The 16425-nt window shown below is 60.5% G+C and carries 16 protein-coding genes; 7 read left to right on the forward strand and 9 right to left on the reverse strand.

Features of this window, described 5'->3' with window-relative positions; all coding sequences use genetic code 11:
* Positions 1-28: 28 nt before the first annotated feature.
* Complete coding sequence (locus tag HCZ23_RS04760) at positions 29-769, reverse strand: class II aldolase/adducin family protein (protein WP_167600558.1); 741 nt, start codon at positions 767-769, stop codon at positions 29-31.
* Positions 766-1896, reverse strand: coding sequence for a TauD/TfdA family dioxygenase (locus HCZ23_RS04765; protein ID WP_254869931.1), 1131 nt, complete (start codon positions 1894-1896; stop codon positions 766-768). Before HCZ23_RS04765 ends, HCZ23_RS04760 begins: the two co-directional genes overlap by 4 nt.
* 127 nt (positions 1897-2023) lie before the next feature.
* Here HCZ23_RS04765 and HCZ23_RS04770 point away from each other — a divergent pair, with 127 nt between their 5' ends.
* The 3 genes from HCZ23_RS04770 (at position 2024) to HCZ23_RS04780 (ending at position 4575) form a co-directional block, all read left to right on the forward strand.
* Positions 2024-2944 (forward strand): LysR substrate-binding domain-containing protein, encoded by a 921-nt coding sequence (locus tag HCZ23_RS04770; protein WP_167600560.1) that lies wholly within the window; start codon positions 2024-2026, stop codon positions 2942-2944.
* Between the two features lie 530 nt (positions 2945-3474).
* Positions 3475-4101, forward strand: coding sequence for a cob(I)yrinic acid a,c-diamide adenosyltransferase (gene cobO / locus HCZ23_RS04775; RefSeq protein ID WP_167600561.1), 627 nt, complete (start codon positions 3475-3477; stop codon positions 4099-4101).
* Between the two features lie 72 nt (positions 4102-4173).
* Positions 4174-4575 (forward strand): hypothetical protein, encoded by a 402-nt coding sequence (locus HCZ23_RS04780; protein ID WP_167600562.1) that lies wholly within the window; start codon positions 4174-4176, stop codon positions 4573-4575.
* Here HCZ23_RS04780 and HCZ23_RS04785 read toward each other — a convergent pair.
* Both HCZ23_RS04785 and HCZ23_RS04790 read right to left on the reverse strand, forming a co-directional pair.
* Complete coding sequence (locus tag HCZ23_RS04785; RefSeq protein ID WP_167600563.1) at positions 4572-5411, reverse strand: fumarylacetoacetate hydrolase family protein; 840 nt, start codon at positions 5409-5411, stop codon at positions 4572-4574. The two genes, HCZ23_RS04780 and HCZ23_RS04785, sit on opposite strands and share 4 nt — an antisense overlap.
* 102 nt (positions 5412-5513) lie before the next feature.
* Positions 5514-6125, reverse strand: a complete 612-nt coding sequence (locus tag HCZ23_RS04790) for a GNAT family N-acetyltransferase (RefSeq protein WP_167600564.1) — start codon at positions 6123-6125, stop codon at positions 5514-5516.
* A gap of 55 nt (positions 6126-6180) precedes the next feature.
* Between HCZ23_RS04790 and HCZ23_RS04795 the strand changes: the two genes are divergently transcribed.
* Positions 6181-7206: an alpha/beta hydrolase gene (locus tag HCZ23_RS04795; protein ID WP_167600565.1), complete on the forward strand. Its 1026-nt coding sequence runs from the start codon at positions 6181-6183 to the stop codon at positions 7204-7206.
* 119 nt (positions 7207-7325) lie between these two features.
* Here the strand turns inward: HCZ23_RS04795 and HCZ23_RS04800 are convergent, their stop codons facing one another.
* The gene (locus HCZ23_RS04800; protein ID WP_167600566.1) at positions 7326-8420 is read right to left on the reverse strand and encodes a hypothetical protein; all 1095 of its coding nucleotides are present in this window, start codon (positions 8418-8420) and stop codon (positions 7326-7328) included.
* Positions 8421-8648: 228 nt separating this feature from the next.
* Here HCZ23_RS04800 and HCZ23_RS04805 point away from each other — a divergent pair, with 228 nt between their 5' ends.
* Entirely contained in the window at positions 8649-9899 is a 1251-nt protein-coding gene (locus HCZ23_RS04805) for an MFS transporter (RefSeq protein ID WP_167600567.1), read from the forward strand.
* 3 nt (positions 9900-9902) lie between these two features.
* Here HCZ23_RS04805 and HCZ23_RS04810 read toward each other — a convergent pair whose 3' ends face one another.
* From HCZ23_RS04810 to HCZ23_RS04825, 4 genes are all read right to left on the reverse strand, one after another.
* On the reverse strand, positions 9903-10388 hold the full coding sequence (locus HCZ23_RS04810; RefSeq protein ID WP_167600568.1) for an Rrf2 family transcriptional regulator: 486 nt from the start codon (positions 10386-10388) through the stop codon (positions 9903-9905).
* A gap of 101 nt (positions 10389-10489) precedes the next feature.
* On the reverse strand, positions 10490-11563 hold the full coding sequence (locus HCZ23_RS04815) for a hypothetical protein (RefSeq protein ID WP_167600569.1): 1074 nt from the start codon (positions 11561-11563) through the stop codon (positions 10490-10492).
* Positions 11563-12282: an RlmE family RNA methyltransferase gene (locus HCZ23_RS04820; protein WP_167600570.1), complete on the reverse strand. Its 720-nt coding sequence runs from the start codon at positions 12280-12282 to the stop codon at positions 11563-11565. Before HCZ23_RS04820 ends, HCZ23_RS04815 begins: the two co-directional genes overlap by 1 nt.
* 150 nt (positions 12283-12432) lie before the next feature.
* A complete protein-coding gene (locus HCZ23_RS04825) occupies positions 12433-13317 on the reverse strand; it encodes an NAD(P)-dependent oxidoreductase (RefSeq protein ID WP_167600571.1) in 885 nt (294 codons plus the stop codon).
* A gap of 103 nt (positions 13318-13420) precedes the next feature.
* On the opposite strand from HCZ23_RS04825, the gene HCZ23_RS04830 reads away from it, so the two are divergent.
* Together HCZ23_RS04830 and HCZ23_RS04835 are read left to right on the forward strand one after the other, a co-directional pair.
* Complete coding sequence (locus HCZ23_RS04830) at positions 13421-15880, forward strand: penicillin acylase family protein (RefSeq protein WP_167600572.1); 2460 nt, start codon at positions 13421-13423, stop codon at positions 15878-15880.
* Positions 15877-16422 (forward strand): sugar O-acetyltransferase, encoded by a 546-nt coding sequence (locus HCZ23_RS04835; protein ID WP_167600573.1) that lies wholly within the window; start codon positions 15877-15879, stop codon positions 16420-16422. The genes HCZ23_RS04830 and HCZ23_RS04835 overlap by 4 nt, the downstream gene beginning before the upstream one ends.
* Positions 16423-16425: the final 3 nt, after the last annotated feature.

The raw sequence follows: 16425 nt of genomic DNA on the forward strand, positions 1-16425 counted from the left end.
TGACTTTAAGACAGGTGCCGCAGAGGGACTAAAGCGGCGGAAGTTGCGATCTCAGATACTCGAAATGGCGTTGGGCCATGCCACGATAGGCGACCCAACCATCGGCGGTATTCTGCGCCACCGTGTCCGAAAGCACCGCCAAAGGTTGCCCGGTCGAGCGCGCCAGAATGAGCGTCTGCGCGGCTTTCTCGAAGAAATACAGATCCTCAAAGGCATCCGCCACAGTGTCACCCACGATGGTCACCCCATGGTTGCCCATCACCAGAACCGATTTGTCGCCCAGACGCTCCGCCAGCCGCTCGCCCTCTTCTTCCGCATCGGCGATGCCGCCGAAATCGAGGTCATAGGCCGTGCGCCCATAGAACCGCGCAGTGTTGTTGTCGATGGGCACGACGGTGGGGTCCTTGAGACAAGCCAGCGCGGTGGCATAGGGCGAATGGCAGTGCAACAACACCTTCGCCTCCGGTTTGCGCCGATGCAGCGTGCCATGGACGCACCAGGCCGAGGCATCGGGCGCGTTCGGCCCCTCCAGAACACTTGGATCATGGCTGTCGAGCAGCAACAGGTCTTCGGGCTTGATCGTCGCGAAATGCTGCCAGCGCGGGTTCAAAAGAAACCGCGCCCCGTCGTCAGAGGCCGCTGCGCTGAAATGATTGCCGACGGATTCGCTCCAGCCCAGCTGGTGGCAAATCCGGAAGGCATCCGCCAGATCCTGCCGCAACGCGACAGGATCAACGAGCGTTTGATCGGGAGAAACGTGGGTGTTCATGCCTTGAACCGCCCTTCGCTGACAAGCGCGCGATAGGTCGACCGCATCTCGGCGCGGTCCGTGTAGCAGCCACGCAGATAGCGATCACCGCTGGTCGCCGAATAGGCCGCACGCCCGTGCACGATGCGGTGGTTGTCGAACACCATGCATTCGCCGGACTTCATCAGGAACCGCATCATGTATTTCTCTTCCTGCAACATCCGCCCGAAGCGGCAGAAGGCCGGGTAATAACGGTCGAGCAACGCCTGATCCAGGTCGATGATGTCGAGCATGTGCTGGCTGATCGTCAGGCCGGAGACTTCGCCATGCTGATCCAGTTCGATCACCGTCTGACGCGACCGCATGTCATAGTCATCATGCTCGCAATAAAAGGGAATGGAAACCTCGGAGAGCAGCTTGAACCCCTCCGGGTCGCGTTGGCGGAAATCATTGGCCACGGCGACGCCATCGGCATAGAGGCTCTCGCCGCCCTGCACCGTATTGGCGCGGCAATGCAGGAATTGAACGCCCGGAGCATGTTCCTCGGCTGGCGTGTCGGTGTGCAACTCCAGCGCGGCGGAGGTATAGGCCGTGTTGGTCGGGTTGATATAGGTTTTTACGTCGAAATAATCGCCAAAGAAAGTCGGGCGCACTTGGCCGATCAAATTGGCGGTCTCCGTCAGCGCCTCGTTGCTGTCGGGCATGTCGGTGAGGATCACAAAGCCTTCGACCAGCATCGCCTCGATCCATTTGCGGCGCACCTCCGGGTCGGCCATCAGCTCCGGCTGGCTGAAGCGCGGCACCTTCGGAAAGTGATCACCATACCAAGCCTCGCGCGGCAAATCCGCCGGGTCTTTGCGCGGGCCTGCGATGGCGTAGGTCTCAAGCCAGCTCAGCGGAAAGAACGTGACGTGATCCTCACCTGACCAGACGATCTCAAGCGCATCCCCGACGATCTCGGCGGCCTTCGGCGTCGGCGCGTCGTCGAGGTGGAAAATGTCAAAGCTGCGCTCGCGGGTGGAGCTATTGAACGAGCTGGGGCAATTGTCGCGCAGCCAGTAGTAGTTAAAGTAATGCGGCTGGCCGTCGGACAGGATGACATCCAAACCCTGCTCTTTGAGAACCGGGGCGGCGATGGGTGCGTTCATGACATTCATGTGATTTCTCAGCGTTTTCGAGTGGATTAGGGAGGGTTTCTGACCCAAACCATCTCACGGCTTTTCAAATCCGAACAGCGCGTTTAGTCTTAATTTAATATAAGCAAATGGTAATGATATGGACCGCCTCCCCCCGCTCCGCCTGCTCACCACGTTCGAAGCCGTCGCCCGCCACGGCTCGATGCAACAGGCCGCCACCCTGTTGAACGTCACGCAACCGGCGGTGAGCCAGGCGCTCAAGGCGCTCGAATCCCATGTCGGCGCGCCGCTGATCGACCGCACCCGCCGCCCCGCCGGACTGACCGAGGCCGGGGAGATTCTCGCCCGTGCGGTGCGCGACGGATTGGGACAAATCTCGGCGGCGCTTGAAGACATCCGCAGCCTCACCGGACAGGCCGGAAATCAGATCACCATTTCCTGCACGCTGGGCATGGCGACCTATTGGCTAATGCCGCGTCTGCCGGATTTCTACGCGCGCTTTCCCGAAATCACCGTCAACGTGCAGGCGCCCGCAACCGACCTGCCCCATCTGGCGCCCGGCATCGACATCGCGATCCGCTACGGCACCGGCGGCTGGCGCGAGGGCGTCACGCAAAAGCTCTTTGACGAACGCGTCTGCCCGGTGGCAGCCCCCGCCTTTCTGGAGCGCCTACAAGCCGAGGGCATCGGCCTCGACCGCGCGCCGCTCATCCATGTCCGCAGCCTGCACAACAGCCATTGGGCCGGGTGGGAGGATTACTTCCGTGCAAAAGGCATCTCTCGCGAGAGGCTCTCAGGGCAAAGTTTCAACAATTATGTGCAGGCGGTTCAGGCCGTGCAGGCCGGTCAGGGGCTCATGCTTGGCTGGAAATCCATCGCAGATGGCGCGCTGCGCGACGGGTCTTTGCGGATGTGGCCGGAGGGCGAGGTCGATCTCGGCACCTCCTATTTCGTCACCGCGAAATCCCCTCTGTCGGAAACGAGCCAAAACTTTATTGACTGGATGGCAACCGCGGAAGACCTTCATCGCACCAGGTTTGCAGACAGCTTTAACGTTTGAGCGAGATTTCGGACGGTGAGCGTTCGTGGAATATAAACTCGTCTGGAGTTTTCTCAGTCTTCTATTCTGAAAACGGCCCCCATCACTGTTCACGACACTTAACTGTTCACAACACTTAGAAGACAGGACACGACGCAGAGCAGCGATGTGCCGTCAGTGGTCGAAATATTTTCCTCAGGCTCCTTCGACACCTATGCCATTTTCCTATGCCACCTTCGACTGCCGATGATACCCATTCCTCCCAGAAATCAGTAGAAAAACCCTTATTTTATGGGGTCCATAAATCCTAAACTCACTCCACTTTGCCACGAAGAAGGGATCAGATACGGTCTGCAACGCAGCATTGGGCAGGCCGCATAGGAGGCACCGCTGCTTGCCAGCCACATTGCCCCATTGTTGATCAGAACATCCAGATGCCCTGTCATGGTTGAAATCCTGGACGAAGCCCCCGGTTTTGCGCCTTTCCCTGTTTACAGCTCTCTCTTTGGCTGCCAGTTTCCCGGCAGAAACAAAAACTGTCAGGAAACGCCATGACCGATGCACCCTCCCCCGACGACATCACCGCCCGCCACAATGAAAAAATGCGCAAAATCAAAGCCGCGCGGGACAAGTTGATGGCGACGAAGACCGAGGAAAAAGGTCTCATCATGGTGCACACCGGCAATGGCAAGGGCAAATCCTCGTCCGGCTTCGGCATGATCATGCGCTGCATCGGCCACGGCATGCCCGCCGCCGTCGTGCAATTCATCAAAGGCAGCTGGGAGACCGGCGAAAAGACCCTCTTGCGCGAGCGGTTCTCTGACGAAGTGCGGTTTTTCGTCTCCGGCGAGGGCTTTACTTGGGAAACTCAAGACCGTGACCGCGATGTGGCGGCGGCGCAAAACGGCTGGCGCATCGCCAAGGAACAGATCCTCGACCCGGAGATCCAATTCGTCCTCTTGGACGAAATCAATATCGCGCTGCGCTACGATTATCTCGACATCGACGAGGTGGTCGATTTCCTTTTGACCCAAAAGCCGGAGATGACCCACGTCTGCCTCACCGGCCGCAACGCCAAGCCCGAATTGATCGAGGCCGCCGATCTAGTGACCGAGATGACGCTGGTCAAACACCCGTTCAAGGACGGGGTGAAGGCGCAAAAGGGCGTGGAGCTTTGATTTTCTGATCGAAGCTACGCGGTTTTGTCGTAAGCTTTTTCCATTGATCTGCCTCTTCAATGGATTTTACGCATGACCGACCTGTTCAAAGCCCTTTGCCTCGCTCTTGTCAGCATCCCCCTGCCCCTGTCGGCGCAGGAGCCGCCGCTCCAGCTCTACTCCGGCACCTACCGGGCGGGCAGCGACGGCTATCACGTCAGCTTTCAGCTGACGGGCAACCGGGTCGAATTGACCGTCGGCACCCATAACTGTCTTGGCCAGATGACCGGCACGCTGATGCAGGATCAGCTCGGGAATTATGTCATCATGGACGACGACTACGAGACGACCCAATGCCTGATCGCGCTCAGGCCCAACGCCCAAAGCGCCACACAGGGCAGTTTCGATCTCGATCAAGGCCCCGGATGCACCTATCACCACGGCGCAAGTTGCCAATTCTCAATCGGCAACCTGCAGCTTCAGCCAGGCTCCTAACCGTCCGCCACACAGAGCTGTCGCTGGGTGCCGAGGCCCTCAATGCCCAGCTCGACCACATCGCCGTCCTTGAGATAGCGCGGCGGCACCTTGCCCATGCCGACACCGGCGGGCGTGCCGGTCGAGATGATGTCGCCGGGATAAAGCGTGAAAAACTGCGACAGATAGGAAATCAGGAAGGCCGGTTTGAAAATCATCGTCGCGGTCGTCCCATCCTGCATGCGTTCGCCGTTCACGTCACACCACATCGCCAGAGCGTCCGGGTCTTTGATCTCGTCAGGCGTCGCCAGCCACGGGCCGACGGGGCCGAAATTGTCCGAGGACTTGCCCTTCGACCACTGCCCAGCGCGCTCGAGTTGAAACCCGCGCTCGGAGACGTCGTTCACGAGGCAATAGCCCACCAGATGCTCCAACGCCTTGTCTTCGCTGACGTATTTCGCGGGCTTGCCAATCACCAGCCCCAATTCGACTTCCCAATCGACCATTTCCGCCCCGCGCGGAATCAGGATCGGATCGTTCGGCCCACAAATCGCAGAGGTATATTTCGCGAAAATCACCGGCTCTTTCGGCAATTCCATCCCGCTCTCCTCGGCATGATCCGCAAAATTGAGCCCGATGCAGATGAATTTGCCCGTGCCGCCGACACAAGGCCCCAACCGCACCTCTTCGGTGATCAAGGGCAGCGTCTCGATGTCGAGCCGGTTGAACTCGCGGAGCCGCGTCAAAACATCGCCCGACAGGTCGTCCAAATGATCCGACAGATCGCGCAGCCGGCCCTTGGCGTCGATCAAACCGGGCTTTTCCGCCCCTTTGGGGCCAAAACGTGTGAATTTCATAGCGGGTCCTCCAGTTGAGCCGAGGATGGCTTTTCCGCCGAAAAGGTAAAGCAAAAATCCTGCACAGGCGCTTTGATCATCGCCAAAGTGCCCCATGCCCCCTCAGCGCACGATGGCTTTCGTCATTTCGGTCGCAGAGGAAAACCCAAAGACAGACCGCAACGGACCCAGCGACAAGACAGAACGTTCCGCAAATCCCAGCCGTTCATAAAGCGCGCGCGCCCGCGGATTGGTGTCGATGACATCGAGCCTGATCTGGCGCAGCCCCTGACGGGCGCAATAGACCTCTATCGCGTTCAAAAGCGCGGTCCCCACACCCTGGCCCCGCGCCTCCGGTTCCACGAAAATCCCGTCCATCAAGAGCGTATCGCCGTCGCATGTGCGCTCCAGAACATGGAGCAATGCGCCCCGAACACTCCCGCCGATCCAGCCATAGACACGCGCCATATCCCGCATGTCCCCTCCGACAAGCGCGCCCTGAGGCGATTTGAACCCCGCCATGCCGAGAAACGCACCGTCTTTGGACACGGCGGACATCGCGTGGCTCGGGTCCATGACGCGCTCAAGAAAGGCGACGGCCTTTTTCTCGGGCCCCAGAGGATAGCGCAGCTTTCGCGAGAAAGCGCGCCAATATCCTTGCGCCGCCTGCGCACGATGCTGCGGTTTGACACCTTGTTCCACAGTGAAGGGCTCGGTTTGGAATATTGTACTCATTAAACACGCTCCATAGGTACAGAGCGTAGATGGTGACAAAGGTAACGGATTTCAAATGAAGCGATGGGTATTGGGGGCGGTCGGGTTTGTGGCCCTCTTGGTTTGTGTCGTGATCTGGCGGCTGGGCGATCACGATCTGGCGCGCCACCCCAGCGAGACGGTCTTTGTCACGGTCTCAGGCGCGCGCATCGCGGGAACGATTTGGCTGCCCGACGACACGCCCATTGCGGTGGTGGCGCTCGTGCATGGCGACGGCGCGCAGGATCGGACGTCCTCGGGCGGCTACGCGCCCCTGATCAATGCCTTTCTCGACCGGGGCTTTGCCGTCGCGTCCTGGGACAAGCCGGGTGTTGGCGAAAGCGAGGGCAACTGGTTGCGGCAAACCATGCCGGACCGGACAGCGGAGACCCGCGCGGTTCTTGCGGTTCTCAAAGAGCGGTTCCAAGGCACCCCAGTCGGCGCCCTCGGTTTTTCTCAGGCGGGCTGGGTCCTCCCGGGCCTGACGCGTACAGATGTGGATTTTCTGGTGACCATCGGCGCGGCGGTCTCCTGGCAGGATCAGGGCGACTATTACACCGCCGTGCGACTGACGCGCGAAGGCTATGACCCAGAGGCCATCACGGCCACGCTCGCCGCGCAAGAGATCGAAGACGACCGCCTCTTTGGCCCAAATGCAACGCCGGACAACAGGCCAGACGGCATGTCCCCCGACCGGTGGCAATTCATCCGCCTGAACCGAGGCGCAGACGCTAGAGAGGCCCTCTCAACGCTGGACATCCCCCTACTGGCGCTCTGGGGCGCGGAGGATTTGAACGTCGATCCCGTCCGAAACCCGGAGATTTTCCGTGAAACTCTCGGCAGTCGCCCCGACCGCACCCGCATCCCCGCCCGCATCGTTGTGTTTCCCCATGCGACGCACGGGCTTTTGAAAGCCCCGGAGTATAACTGGCAATTGTCCAGCGATTGGTCGCGCGTTGCTGTCGCCCGTTTTTTGCTCGAAGGCCGATACGCCTACGCGCCCGATGCACTGAACACGATGTTCGACTGGATCGAGGGGATGGCGCATCTGGGGGGAAGGTAAAGGGGCGAAGTTTGGAGATGGTTTTGCGCGAATTGGGAAAGACTCATAGGCGGGCGGAGCTGCCGTCCACTGTTTCTCATTCAATGTCTGCTTTGGTGTTTCCGAAGCGATTGCTAGGATCACAAACGAATTGATTTGTAAGGCACACCTTCAATAGCGCTGTAGGTTTCCAGCCCGAAACGCTCAAGCGATGCTAACAAATCTGGCGACAGTTCCCCTTCAACATTTACCACGATTTCATGCATATCTTCGAATATCCGCACGACGACACCTTCAACCAAAAATCGGTGTACACGGTAATCGTCGCCGTAGCGGTCGGTCGCTTCAATTGGTGTGTGGGGAAGCGGCGGTGTAAATCGCGCTTCAAACAGTTCGGCATCAACTTCGTGACCTCTTGCAGCAAAATCTGTTCGATATTTCTCTGCAAAGTCATCTATTCTTGTCGACTGACTCGCACGGGCAACCTGCTCAATACCCCATAACTCATTGTAACCCTCATCCTCCCGGACCAATATCCACCTTTGAAACGGCTTGGTTTCTAAGGATGACCACGTGTTCGTCGATAGATCGAATTCCCATGTCGTTAAGTTCTCTACAGTCCGACCCGTGGGTTCATGAGTGACCTGTCCCCCTGAACACACTATCGTTTGCCGGGCATTGTCGAGTTCGGCAGTGTGGTCATACAGCCAAGATGGAGCATTCCCGCAAGATTCCACCAAGTGGATCGAGAAATCGGAAAGCTGCAAACGAAAAACAAGCGTATCGCTCTGGTCGCGTTCGTCAGGATAGCGCAATCCTCCAACGATGAAGATTTCATCGCCGAAAAGCGTTGCGCTGTGGAAATCGGCTGGCGGGAAAACCTCGGTCGGATAACCGTAGAATTCGGATGACCCGTCTGGCCGTAATACCACGACATCATTGTAAATGAAGAAGTCCGGATCGTAGTGATCCTCGTGCTCTCCGCCGATGTAAACCACGGACCCGTCCGCGAGTTCAGTTTCAGACTGTCCGAAGCGATCAAAACACCAACCTGGTGATTTCTTTTCACCGGCACCCGCAGCCTCCTGCGCCGCCTTGGGCCAGGCTCTTGTTTTTGCGAGCCAAGACCATACTACGTTCGTTTGATTTTCAGGATTTGCTGCACCTCTCCTAGGCGATTGCCAGTTATCAAAATTGGCAACAACCTCAGTCGGTGCATTAATTTCTTTTTTCATGGATTCTGGTCGGCAATCCCGACCTGTAAATGGAACCTGTCAATTTCTACATCGCGTTGCAGTAACAGTTCAACACGTTACCATAATCCTATTTGCGGACATTGGTGGCCACCGCAGCATCTGGCAGTATGGGCTCCAACCTGACATTCGATGCATATGACAAGAGCCTCCCCCTTGCGCCCCTCCGCACAATATCCCAAACACATGTGTGACACAGGAGAGGCGCGCATGACCGACACACCACGGAGCACAGGACGGAGCACAAGACAAAGCACAAGCTGGAAAGCCCCCGCGGCCTTTGCGCTGGCGACGTTGTTTTTCCTCTTCGAATTCATCTCCCGCATTGCGCCCTCCACCGCGACCACGGCGATCACGCAGGATCTTGATCTGACCAAAGCAGGTCTCGGCGTATTTTCCTCTCTGTTTTTCTGGGTTTACGCCCCGATGCAGATCGTGGTCGGGCTGTTGCTCGACCGCTGGGGGGCGCGGCGCTTTGTGGTTCCGGCCATTGCGTTCTGCGCCGGCGGGATGGCGCTCATGGGCCTTGCGCCCAATGTGGTGATCGCCTCCCTCGGGCGGTTGATGACCGGCCTCGGCGCGTCTTTCGCCTTTGTCGGCGCGCTGTACGTGGTGAATCATTGGTTCGCGCCCGCGCGGTTTGCCTTGCTGTCGGGCCTCGTCAATGCGGTCGGCATGTTGGGCACCGCGATTGGCGTCGTCTGGCTCACCTCTCTCACAGAGACCGCAGGCTGGCGCCCGTCCTTCATCGGCATCGGGATCACCGGCGGCACGCTTTTCGTGCTCGCATTGTTCTTCTACCGCGAAGCGCCCTCGGCGGGCGACACCGACACCCATCCCAATCCGATCGGGCCTTTGAAACAGGTGATCAAAAGCCCGCAGGTCTGGCTTTTGTCCCTCGTGGGCGCGCTGATCTACATGCCGATCAACGTCTATGGCGGGCTTTGGGGCAACGAAGAGCTGATCGCCGATCACGCCCTTTCTGCCGTCTCCGCCGAGACCGCCGTCTCCATGGTGTTCTGGGGCATGGCGGCAGGATCGGTGCTTTGGGGCGCTGTCTCGGACGCTTTGGGACATCGCAAATGGATCGTTTTCGCGGGCGCTGTGGCGGCCACGCTGTTCTGGGGCTGGGTCATATTGGGGGGCAGCAGCAACATGGTGCTGATCTCCGCTGCGCTCTTCCTCGGTGGACTGTTTTGCGGCGCGCAGATGCTGACCTTTGCCATGGCGAAAGAGGGCCAGGATCAAAGTACGGTCGGTACGGTCACCGCTTTCGTGAACATGATCGGGATCGGCGCGGCCTTGGTGTTTCAACCGCTGGTCGGCTGGCTTTTGGACCTCACGGGCGGCAACCACGCGCTGGCGCTCTCTGCCGTGCCGATTTGCCTGGGACTTGCCGCGCTCATGATCCTCGCGCTCAAGGAACCGGACCAGCCGCACCTCAGAGGCGGCAGGTCGTAAATCTCAGTTCAGCCCCGTGCCGTTACAGCCCTCCTGCGGCATCATCATATCCGGGTGCGGCAGGTTCAACAGCGCCTCAAGCCCCGCATTGTCCGCCACCAGATCGGCCAGCGTCATATCGTCGAGCACCTTGTAAAAGGCTTCCAGAGCCGCCGACAGCGCCAGACGCAAACGACACACAGCCTGAAGCGGGCAGGTGTTGTCATGCGCCGCGAAACATTCGGCAAAGGGCACATGCGCCTCGAAATGCCGAAACACCTGACCGATGGTGATCTCGTCGGGTTTGCGCGCCAAAACGATGCCGCCCGCCCGTCCGCGCGTGGTCTCGATATAACCTTCATTGGCCAAAAGATGCACGACCTGCGCCAGATGGTTTTCCGAGGCATTCGCGACCTTGGCGATGCCCGCACGGCGCACCATATGGCCCTCGTTCACGGCACAGGCCATGAGCACGCGCATGGCGAGGTTGGTTCGGATCGTCAAACGCATGGCTGATGGTCTCCATCTGAGGCTAAAGGCGCGTGCGGATGTCCGGCACGTTACAGGGCGTCAAATTGCCGTGACGTTGATCTGGATCAGAAAGGTATATTTCAGATAAAGAAATGAGAGGTCTCGAAAGGCACGCGCAGGATTTCGCCGTTTTGCCCCGCGACGATCATCTCGTGATCTTCGAAGGAGATAGCCTCAACGCCCTGCCAACCCTCGGGCTGCTCCAGCACCACCGTGGCATGACACAACACATGAGTGCGGCCCTCTTCCAACGTAAGCACGGTCCTCACGCCCTCCCGCGCCACGGCATTGTCGCCAAGCGCAGCCCTGTGTCCCTCGGCCCCTGCCGCACAGCCATCCTCGACGCCCAAAACGCCGTCATGCCGCCCGTCCCAAGGCGCATAGTCACGCCCGCCGTTCGACATCCAGAGCATGGTGATGGGCATGACACGGCTGTCTTTGACAAACACCACGATGTCGCGCTCCCGCGCCCGCGACACGGCGGTCCAGCCGAGACCATCCACGTCCTCTTCGACCAGCGTGACGAAATCCTCGTGCCCCGTGTGATGCGGATAGTGGCTCAAATCCACCCTGCCCCCATCCCGCGACGGGAATTGCGTCACATCGGTGCTGCGCCCCGGATAGGCCAAAATATGCGCCGCTTCCAACGGCGCGTCCGAGGTCAGCGCCGCACGTTTTGGTGAACTTGCAATCAAATCGCCGGGGGAGACGCGGAGCATCGGGTGATGCGCAAAGGTGAGCCCCGCGCCCTCTTCTTTTGACCCACCCGTGATCTCATGACGCTGATACAGCACCGGCTGATCGGCATAGAGCATGATCTCCTTGGTGATCTGCGCGCCCATCACTGGCCGCTCCAACACCAGCTTCATCCGGGCAAGATCGTCATTCTCCGCACGCGACATCAGACGCCACGTCGAATTGGCCGTCCAGCCATGCGGCGGGTCTTCTACAACATCAGAGGTACCAAAAGGCGCGGCCAGAAAATCCCCCGCCAGATGCGCATCCACCACGCTCGAAGCCTCAGCCGCCAAAGGCGTACCGACCCAATGCGCCGTGTGGAAAATCTCGCGACCGTTGAGCATAAGACTGTGAATATTGCCGACCTCAGCCTCAAAGCGCAGTTTCAGCGCCCCACAGCCCAGCCGCAGCTCCATCAGCCGCGGAACCCTGTCGCGACGACGAATTTCTCGGAACTGTCAGAGCGCGACGAGGGCGGTTTGAAATGCTGCACCTTCTCGAATTTCTGCTTGAGGAGTTTCTGCAAATCCCCCTCGGCGCCGCCCGCCAAAACCTTGGCCACGAAAGTTCCGCCCGGAGACAGCACATCAAAAGCCAGATAGGCCGCCGCCTCGCAGAGCGCCATGATGCGCAGGTGATCCGTCTGTTTGTGACCCGACGAGGCCGCCGCCATGTCGGACATCACCACATCGGCCTCACCGCCGAGCCAATCCTTCACCTTTTGATCCGCATCGTCTTCCATGAAATCGAGCTGGTGAATCTCGGTCCCTGCGATCGGCTCGACCTCCTGCAAATCGACACCTAAAATGGTGCCGATCTTTTTGCCGGACTTCTCGCCCAAAGCGTTCACCCGCTTCACCGCCACCTGACACCAACCGCCGGGCGCACAGCCGAGATCGACCACCCGCGCGCCGGGCACGAGAAAGCGGAACTTGTCGTCGATCTCCATGATTTTAAAGGCCGCGCGGCCCCGATAGCCCTCGTCACGGGCACGTTTCACATAGGGATCGTTGAGCTGTCGTTCGAGCCAAAGCGTCGAAGACAGCTTGCGCCCCCGCGCCGACTTCACCTTGACGCGCAAATCCCGCGCGCCGCGTCCCGATGTCGCCCCGGGTTTCTTTTTGTCACCAGCCATGAGTCTACGCGTCCTTTTGATCGAAAGGCCTTATAACAGAGCCGACGCGCTCAGGGAAAGAGCCGCTTGAGTATTTAGACAGCAAAGGAAACCTCACCCCGCTCTTTTCGGACGCTGTTTCCTTTGCTGCCGAAAATACTCATTCAGAGCTCAGCCAAAAGCCTTGAGCCGCGCCATGAGGCTTGAGGTGTCCCAACGCCCGCCGCCCATGCTCTGCACATCCTTGTAGAACTGATCGACCAGCGCCGTGACCGGCAAGGGCGTGCCGGTGTCCTCGCCCGCCTCAAGACAGATCGCCAGATCCTTGCGCATCCAATCGACGGCAAAGCCGTGTTCATACTCACCCGCCAGCATGGTCTTGTGGCGGTTGACCATTTGCCAGCTTCCCGCCGCGCCGCCGGAGATCACATCGACCAAAGCCTCGCCATCGAGGCCGGATTTTTCCGCGAGCAGAAGCGCCTCGGAGAGCCCTTGCACCAGCCCCGCGATGCAGATCTGGTTGCACATCTTGGCGGTCTGCCCCATGCCGACCTCGCCCAGACGTTTGACGATCTTGCCGTAGGCGGCCATCACCGGCTCGGCCTTGGCGTAATCGCCCTCTGCGCCGCCGCACATGACGGAGAGCACGCCGTTTTCAGCGCCTGCCTGCCCGCCCGACACAGGTGCGTCGACATAGCCGATCCCGGCCTCTGCGGCGTGTACGGCCAGCTCGCGGGTCACTTTAGCCGAAACGGTGGTGTGATCGACAAAGATCGCGCCGGGCTTCATGCCCGCAAACGCCCCGTCGGGACCGAGGCAGACAGCGCGTAGGTCGTCGTCATTGCCAACACAGGCCATCACGAACTCGGCCCCCTCTGCCGCCTCGCGCGGGGTCACGGCAAATCCGCCACCGTGCTCTTTGGCCCAGCTTTCGGCTTTCGCGGTGGTGCGGTTGTAGACCGTCACCGCATGGCCTTTCGCGGCGAGATGCCCCGCCATCGGGTATCCCATGACCCCAAGCCCCAAAAATGCAGCTTTTGTTCCGTGTTGCACCATGGCTTTTCCCTCGCGCGTCGATGTGGTTTAACGGCCGAAACCGTAGCCGCTCGCGGCGCGGCGTCAACATGCATTCGCGCACATCTGACAGGACCGCCCCCTCATGGCCCGGATTTTCTCTTTGCTGCTCAAGATCGTCTCAGGTCTCGTTCTTTTGACCGTTCTGGCGATCTGGCTGACCTATTGGCTCGCCGCGCGCTCTTTGCCCGATTACAACGCCGACTATGAGGTCGCGGACATCAGCGCGCCGGTGGAAATCGCGCGCGACAACGCCAACGTGCCGCATATTTTCGGCGCCACGGATGAGGATGTCTATTACGGGTTGGGGTTCGCCCATGCGCAGGACCGGTTGTTCCAGATGATGCTTCTGCGGCGCACAGCCCAAGGCCGGTTGTCGGAGATGTTCGGCGAGCGCACTTTGAAGACCGATGAGTTGATGCGGCGTCTCGGCCTTTACGAGGCCGCGCGGCAATCCGCGCAGGTGCAAAGCCCCGAGGCCACCGCCGCGCTCGAGGCCTATGCCCGCGGGGTGAACGCCTGGATCAAAGAGGTGAACGAGGGCGCATTGGGACGCGGCGCGCCGGAGTTCTTTCTCTTCCCCTCCGAGATCGCCTATTGGCAGCCCGCCGATTCCATCGCGATTCTGAAACTCGTCGCCGTGCAGCTCTCGGATCAAATCCCGAACGAAGTGCTGCGGGCGCGAGCCTCTCTGTTGTTGCCGCAAGAGCGCCTGCGCGATCTCATGCCGGACGCACCCGGGACGGGGCTTGGACTTTTGCCGTCCTACGCCGCGCTTTTCCCCGAGGCGCAGCCGGGCGTGGCCCCCTCTGGCACGCAATATGCCCTGTCGCCTTTCCCGAAATCCGGCCTTGCGGGCGCTTCCAACGTCTGGGCCGCAGGACCGGGGCGTTCGGCCACCGGCGCCACGCTTTTGGCCAATGACCCGCATCTGAATTTCTCCGCCCCCGGCGCCTGGTATCTGGCGCGGCTGCAACTGAGCACCGGCGGCGTGATCGGCGCCTCTGTCCCGGGCGTTCCCGCCATCGTTTCGGGCCGACATGAGAGTTTCGGCTGGGGCATCACGGCGGCCTATGTCGATGACGCCGATCTCTACATCGAGAAACAAAACCCCGAGGCGCCGGGCGAGGTTCTGACGCCCGAGGGCTACAAACCGCTGCGCAGCCGCCCCTCGATTGTCCAGATCAAGGACGCAGACCCGGTCACCTTGACGCTCGAGTGGTCCGAGAACGGCCCGATCCTGCCCAAAACCGCCTTTGACGTCGACACGATCACCCCGCCGGGGCATCTGGTCTCTGTGGCCTGGACCGCGCTTGTGCCCGATGATCGCTCGATGTCGGCGGTGATTGCGCTCAACCACGCGACGACGCTGACGCAGGCCATGGTCGCCGCCCGCGATTTCGCCGCCCCCGCGCTCAACCTCGCCATGGCGGACCCCGACCGGGTGCAGATGAAGGTCATCGGGCGCGCGCCGCTGCGCGATGCGCTGCATCAATCCAAAGGCCGCATCCCCTCGCCCGGATGGCTTGAGGCCGACCGTTGGCAGGGCTGGCGCGATTTCGACGATCTGCCACTCTTCACCGCCGCGCGAGACGGCATCATCGGCAACACCAACAACAAGACGGTGGATGCCCCCTTCCCCGACCACCTGTCCTACCATTGGGGCGACACCCAACGCATTCAGCGCTGGCAGCGCCTGATGCAATCGCGCGAGGTCCACACCCGCGACAGTTTCATCGAAGTGCAAAACGACGTGGTCTCCGCCGCCGCGCGCAACCTCTTGCCGCTGGTCGGCGCCGATCTCTGGTTCACCGGCGAGGCCGCGCCCGAAGGCACGCCCGAGCGCCAACGCCAACGTGCGCTGACGTTGTTGGCCGAGTGGAATGGCGAGATGAACGAACATCTGCCGGAGCCGCTGATTTACTATGCCTGGATGCGTGCGCTTCAGGACCGTTTGATCCGCGACGAGATCGGGCCGCTGGCGCGTGAGTTCACCCATGTCGATCCGATCTTTATCGAGCGTGTTTACCGCGACATCGGCGGTGCGTCGGCCTGGTGCGATGTGATCCAATCGGCACCGGTCGAGACCTGTACCGACATCGCGCGGCAATCGCTGGACGATGCGCTTTTGTGGATCGGCGAGCATTACTCAACCAATCTTGAGAGCCTGCGTTGGGGGGATGCCCATATGGCGCATCACGATCATCCGGTGCTGGGCGATGTGCCTTTGCTGAAATGGGTGGTGAACATCCGGCAATCGACCTCCGGCGGCGACAACACGCTGATGCGGGGCGTGACGGCGGGCGATGGGCCGGAGCCTTTCGCGAACGTCCATGGCGCGGCCTATCGCGGGGTCTATGACTTTGCCGATCCCGACAGTTCGGTCTTCATCACCGCCACCGGCCAGTCCGGCCATCCTTTGAGCCGTCACTATGACGATCTGGGCGAGCTGTGGCGGCGCGGCGAATATGTGCCGATGAGCCTCGACCCGGAGCTGGCGCGCGCCGCCGGTGTCGGCATCACGCATCTGGTGCCAGAGGAATGACCTCAGAATGGGATAAAATGCGCGCGGGCGACTGGTATTGCTGCATGGACCCCGACTTAGATGCGCGCCGGACAAAGGTCTTTGACGCAGTTCACCGCCACAATATGGCGCTGCCCTCAGAGCGCGGCGACATCCACCCGGAGCTGCGCGCTTTGCTGGGGGCCGCGCCCGAGACCGCGCGGATCGAGGGGCAGTTTCACCTGTTGTATGGCGAGAACCTCTTTCTGGGCGACGGCGCCTTTCTGAATGTCGGCTGTGTCGTTCTGGACAGCGCGCGGGTCGAGATCGGGGCAAACACGATGATCGGACCGCGCACACAAATCTACTGCGCCGATCACCACCGCGATCCGGTGCTGCGCGGGCAGCTGATCGAACGCGCCCTGCCCGTCACCATTGGCAAAGATGTCTGGATCGGCGGAGCCGCGATCATCTTGCCGGGGGTTACAATTGGCGATGGCGCCATCGTGGGGGCGGGCTCTGTGGTGACCAAAGACGTGGCGCCGGGCGCGCGGGTCGTGGGGAACCCGGCGCGGGTTATCTGAACC

The organism is Celeribacter sp. HF31, from assembly GCF_011806455.1.
Lineage (GTDB): Bacteria > Pseudomonadota > Alphaproteobacteria > Rhodobacterales > Rhodobacteraceae > Celeribacter.

Bases quoted from the DNA above. Each gene is read 5' to 3' on its own strand.
- HCZ23_RS04760 (WP_167600558.1), bottom strand. From the start codon at position 769: ATGAACACCCACGTTTCTCCCGATCAAACGCTCGTTGATCCTGTCGCG.
- HCZ23_RS04765 (WP_254869931.1), bottom strand. From the start codon at position 1,896: ATGAACGCACCCATCGCCGCCCCGGTTCTCAAAGAGCAGGGTTTGGAT.
- HCZ23_RS04770 (WP_167600560.1), top strand. From the start codon at position 2,024: ATGGACCGCCTCCCCCCGCTCCGCCTGCTCACCACGTTCGAAGCCGTC.
- cobO (WP_167600561.1), top strand. From the start codon at position 3,475: ATGACCGATGCACCCTCCCCCGACGACATCACCGCCCGCCACAATGAA.
- HCZ23_RS04780 (WP_167600562.1), top strand. From the start codon at position 4,174: ATGACCGACCTGTTCAAAGCCCTTTGCCTCGCTCTTGTCAGCATCCCC.
- HCZ23_RS04785 (WP_167600563.1), bottom strand. From the start codon at position 5,411: ATGAAATTCACACGTTTTGGCCCCAAAGGGGCGGAAAAGCCCGGTTTG.
- HCZ23_RS04790 (WP_167600564.1), bottom strand. From the start codon at position 6,125: ATGAGTACAATATTCCAAACCGAGCCCTTCACTGTGGAACAAGGTGTC.
- HCZ23_RS04795 (WP_167600565.1), top strand. From the start codon at position 6,181: ATGAAGCGATGGGTATTGGGGGCGGTCGGGTTTGTGGCCCTCTTGGTT.
- HCZ23_RS04800 (WP_167600566.1), bottom strand. From the start codon at position 8,420: ATGAAAAAAGAAATTAATGCACCGACTGAGGTTGTTGCCAATTTTGAT.
- HCZ23_RS04805 (WP_167600567.1), top strand. From the start codon at position 8,649: ATGACCGACACACCACGGAGCACAGGACGGAGCACAAGACAAAGCACA.
- HCZ23_RS04810 (WP_167600568.1), bottom strand. From the start codon at position 10,388: ATGCGTTTGACGATCCGAACCAACCTCGCCATGCGCGTGCTCATGGCC.
- HCZ23_RS04815 (WP_167600569.1), bottom strand. From the start codon at position 11,563: ATGGAGCTGCGGCTGGGCTGTGGGGCGCTGAAACTGCGCTTTGAGGCT.
- HCZ23_RS04820 (WP_167600570.1), bottom strand. From the start codon at position 12,282: ATGGCTGGTGACAAAAAGAAACCCGGGGCGACATCGGGACGCGGCGCG.
- HCZ23_RS04825 (WP_167600571.1), bottom strand. From the start codon at position 13,317: ATGGTGCAACACGGAACAAAAGCTGCATTTTTGGGGCTTGGGGTCATG.
- HCZ23_RS04830 (WP_167600572.1), top strand. From the start codon at position 13,421: ATGGCCCGGATTTTCTCTTTGCTGCTCAAGATCGTCTCAGGTCTCGTT.
- HCZ23_RS04835 (WP_167600573.1), top strand. From the start codon at position 15,877: ATGACCTCAGAATGGGATAAAATGCGCGCGGGCGACTGGTATTGCTGC.